At 72.5% G+C, this 3,853-nt stretch carries 3 protein-coding genes; all 3 read right to left on the bottom strand.

The window, feature by feature from the left end; all coding sequences use genetic code 11:
• Positions 1–3: 3 nt before the first annotated feature.
• Positions 4–906: a DMT family transporter gene (locus tag HUU95_RS10465; RefSeq protein WP_174280059.1), complete on the bottom strand. Its 903-nt coding sequence runs from the start codon at positions 904–906 to the stop codon at positions 4–6.
• Complete coding sequence (locus HUU95_RS10460; RefSeq protein ID WP_174280058.1) at positions 903–1,964, bottom strand: threonine aldolase family protein; 1,062 nt, start codon at positions 1,962–1,964, stop codon at positions 903–905. Before HUU95_RS10460 ends, HUU95_RS10465 begins: the two co-directional genes overlap by 4 nt.
• 67 nt (positions 1,965–2,031) lie before the next feature.
• A partial coding sequence (locus tag HUU95_RS10455) for a transglycosylase domain-containing protein (RefSeq protein ID WP_174280057.1) occupies positions 2,032–3,853 on the bottom strand: 1,822 nt, incomplete at its 5' end.

The raw sequence follows: 3,853 nt of genomic DNA, 5'->3' as shown, positions 1-3,853 counted from the left end.
CGACTACCGGGCCGGCCTGCGCGCGCTCAGCGCCACCGCCAGCCCGACCCCCGCCAGCGCCGCGCCGCCGATCGTCAGCGGCGTCCAGCGATAGCCCTCATATCCCGTCGATAGCGCCATCGCGATCACCGGCACGATCACGGACGAATAGGCCGCCCTGGCCGGCCCGATCGCGCGCAGCACGCGGTAATAGAGCGGAAACGCCAGCGCCGACGCCGCCAGCCCCAGATAGGCGATGCCGAGCCAATAGCCGAGCCGGTGCTCGACCACCGGCGGCCCGGTCGTCACCCAGGCGAGCGCGCCATCGGTCAACGCGCCCAGTCCCATCGCCACCGCCAGCGTCGCCGCCATCGGATAGCGCCGCGCGGTGTCGGTCGCCTGCAGCACGTTGGCGCCGCTCGCGCACGCGACCGCCGCCAGCGTATAGCCGATGCCGGTCAGCGACGCGCGGGTGCCATGCGGATCGACCCGCGCCTCGTGCACGAACAGCGCCACGACGCCCGCCATCGCGATGCCCGACCCGATCAGCAGCCGCCGCCCCGGCCGCTGGCCCAGGAAGACGCGCGCGAGCAGCGCGTTGGGGACGAGCAGCAAGGCGAACACCACCGCGACCAGCCCGGAGGTGATGAAATGCTCGGCGCGATAGACGAGGTTGAAATTACCGCAGAACTGCAGCAGCCCGACCGCGCCCGCGAACGCCCAGCCGGCACGGTCGACGGCGAAGCGCTCGTCCCGCGCCAACGCCACCCCCGCCATCGCGACGGCGGCGAGCGTGAAGCGATAGGTGACGGACCATGACGACGGCACCACCCCTAGCTGGTCACGGATGACGATCCAGGTCGATCCCCAGATCAGCGTCACGACCGCGAAGGGAACCAGGATGCCGAGCCGCGATCTGTCCGTCACCCCGGCACGCCCTCGCCCGGCGCCAGCTCCCTGTGCCCGTCGCCGCCCGGCGCCGCGTCCAGCCGCGCCAGCGCCGCCGCCAGCGCGTCGACATGCGCCTCGTCGGTGTCCCAGGCGGTCACCAGCCGGATTTCGCCCGCCGCCCAGTCATAGAAGTCGAAACCCTGCGCCCGCAGCGCCGCCGCCTCGCCCGGCGTCGCGCGCAGGAACAGCTCGTTCGCCTCGACCGGGTGGATCAGCCGCTCCCCCGCCGCGCGCGCCAGCGTCGCCGCTCGCGCGTTGGCGGCGCGGGCATTGGCGAGCCACAGGTCGCCATCCAGCATCGCCAGGACCTGCGCCGCCAGGTAGCGGCCTTTGGACAGCAACAGCCCCGCGCGCTTGCGGCGCCGCAGCGTCTCCGCCACGTGACGGTCTCCGAAGAACACCAGCGCCTCCGCGCTCATCCCGCCGTTCTTGACGAAGCCGAAGGACAGCGCGTCCACCCCCGCGCGCCAGGTCAGGTCGGCCGGGTCGGCCCCGGTGAACGCCACCGCGTTGGCAAAGCGCGCGCCGTCCATGTGCAGCCCCCAGCCGCGCGCGCGCGCCAGCGCCCCGATCGCCGCCACCTCGTCCGGCCGGTACGCCAGCCCGTATTCGGTCGCGTTGGTGATCGACACGGCATGCGGCTGGACGCGATGCACGTCGTTCGCCTGCGCGTCGGCGACGGCGGCGATGCTCGCGGGCGTCAGCTTGGCGCCCGGCCCGTCGGCGAGCATCAGCGTGGCGCCGTGCGTATAGAAGGCCGGCGCGCCCCCCTCGTCGTTCTGGATGTGCGCGTCGCGGTGGCAGATCGTGGCCCCCCAGGGCGGGCACAGCGCGCCCAGCGCCAGGCAGTTCGCCGCCGTCCCGGTGGGGACCCAGAGCACGCGGCATGCCGTCCCGAACAGGTCGGACAACCGCCCGTCGAGCGCCCTGGACCAGCGGTCCCCGTCATAGGCGGTGTCGAGCTGGTCGGCGTCGTGGAGCGATGCGAGTACCGCCGGATGCACGGCGGCGGCGTTGTCGGAGAAGAAGCGCATGCGCCCGTCCTAAGCGCCGGCCCTCGCTTTGTCCTCCCCCAGCAAGCCGGGGAGGACAAAGAACAAGTCACTCCGGCCCGTCCTCCCTCTTGCGCTCGTCCTCCGCCGGGGGCGCCGGCTTCCTGTCCTCCGCCGGGCCGATCGAGATGCTGCCGTCCTTGCCCAGCTTGAGGTCGATCCCCAGCCCCTTGAGGTCGCCCGAGACGTTCAGCCCGCCCTCGCCCATCACGTCGGCGGGCTCGGTGTCGTCGGCGGTCGGCTTGGGCGGCGCCACGCGCGCGGGCAGGTTGAGCGCGCCGGCCATGAACTGGCGCCACAGCCGCGCCGGCACGCCGCCGCCGTGCAGCCCGGGATTGGGCGTGTTGTCGTCGTTCCCCACCCACACGCCCACCACCAGATCCTTCGACCAGCCGATGAACAGCGCATCGCGCCCGTCCTGCGTCGTCCCCGTCTTGCCCCAGGCGGGGATGCCCAGCGACGCCTCGATCCCCGTGCCCCGGTTGAGCGACGCATCGAGCAGCGCCTTCATGCCCGTCTCCAGCCGGTCGTCGATCGCCGACTGGCGCCCGATCAGCCCGTCCAGCCAGCCCTCGTTTCGAACCTGCTCGACGCCGCGCGGGCGCACCGGATAATGGCCGTCGGCGATCGCGGCATAGGCGGCGGTCAGCTCCAGCAGCGAGACCTGCGCGGTGCCCAGCGAGATCGTCGCCTCGCTGGCGATCGGCGTCGAGATGCCCAGGTCGCGCGCCGCCTTGATCACGGCCTTGACCCCCACCTGCTGCGTCAGCCGCGCCGCGCAGACGTTGCATGAGCGCGCAAAGGCGCGGCGCAGGTTGATCGGCCCCAGGAAGCGCCCGTCGTCGTTGCGTGGGCGCCATCCCGCCCAGTCGAGCGGCGCGTCGTCCACCGTGTCGTCGACGCCCATGCCCGAGCGCAGCGCCGCCAGATAGACGAAAAGCTTGAACGCCGAGCCGGGCTGGCGCCGCGCCTGTGTCGCGCGGTTGAACGTGGAGGTCCTGTAATCCTTGCCGCCGACCATCGCGACGACCTGGCCATCGGGGTGCATCGCGACCAGCGCCATCTGCGCCTGCCGGAGCCCGGCATGACGCACGACCTGTTCGGCCAGCCGCTGCAGCCGGGGACTGAGCGTCGTCTCGACCGCGGTGTCGTTCGCCGTCACCTCGCCCGCCGCCTCGCGCGCCTCCGGCAGCACCCAGTCGGCGAAATAGGTGCCGGTCGGCACCGCGAGCGGTTTCTGCGCCAGCACGCGCTGCGGCTGCACGGCGGCCGCGCCGGCGGCGGTGAGGAAGCCGGCGTCGCGCATCGCGGCGACCACCACCATCTCGCGCTTCCGGGCACCGGCCAGATTCGAGGTCGGCGCCAGCCGCGACGGCGCCTTGACCAGCCCCGCCAGCATCGCCGCCTGGCCGACGTTCAGGTCCCGTGGCGCGCGGCCGAAATAATGTCTGGCCGCCGCCGTCAGCCCATAGACGTTATCGCCGAAATAGACGTTCGACAGATAGCGCGACAGGATCTCGTTCTTCGACAGCCGCGCCTCCAGCCAGAAGGCGATCAGCACCTCGCGCAGCTTGCGCCCGACCGTGCGGTCGGAGTCGAGGAACGCGTTCTTGGCGAGCTGCTGGGTGATCGTGCTCGCGCCCTGGCTGCGCTCGTCGCTGGTCGAATTGTGGACCAGCGCGCGCGCGATGCCGCGCGGATCGATGCCCCAATGCGAGTAGAAGCGCCGGTCCTCGATCGCGATGAACGCCTGCGTGACGTGCTTTGGCAGGGTAGCGGCGTCGACCGGCGCGCCGACCACCGCGCCGCGCCGCGCGATCGGCGTGCCGTCATCGGCGGTGACGGTGATCGAGGGCGGCGCCGGCGGCTTG

It is taken from the genome of Sphingomonas bacterium (assembly GCF_903643065.1).
Classification (GTDB): Bacteria; Pseudomonadota; Alphaproteobacteria; order Sphingomonadales; family Sphingomonadaceae; genus Sphingomonas.
Note: the sequence above shows the minus strand (reverse complement) of the source record. Positions and strands in the feature narration are given on the sequence as shown.

What these genes read in the sequence shown, in the direction of transcription:
- HUU95_RS10460 (WP_174280058.1), bottom strand. Translation starts at nt 1,964, where the DNA reads ATGCGCTTCTTCTCCGACAACGCCGCCGCCGTGCATCCGGCGGTACTC.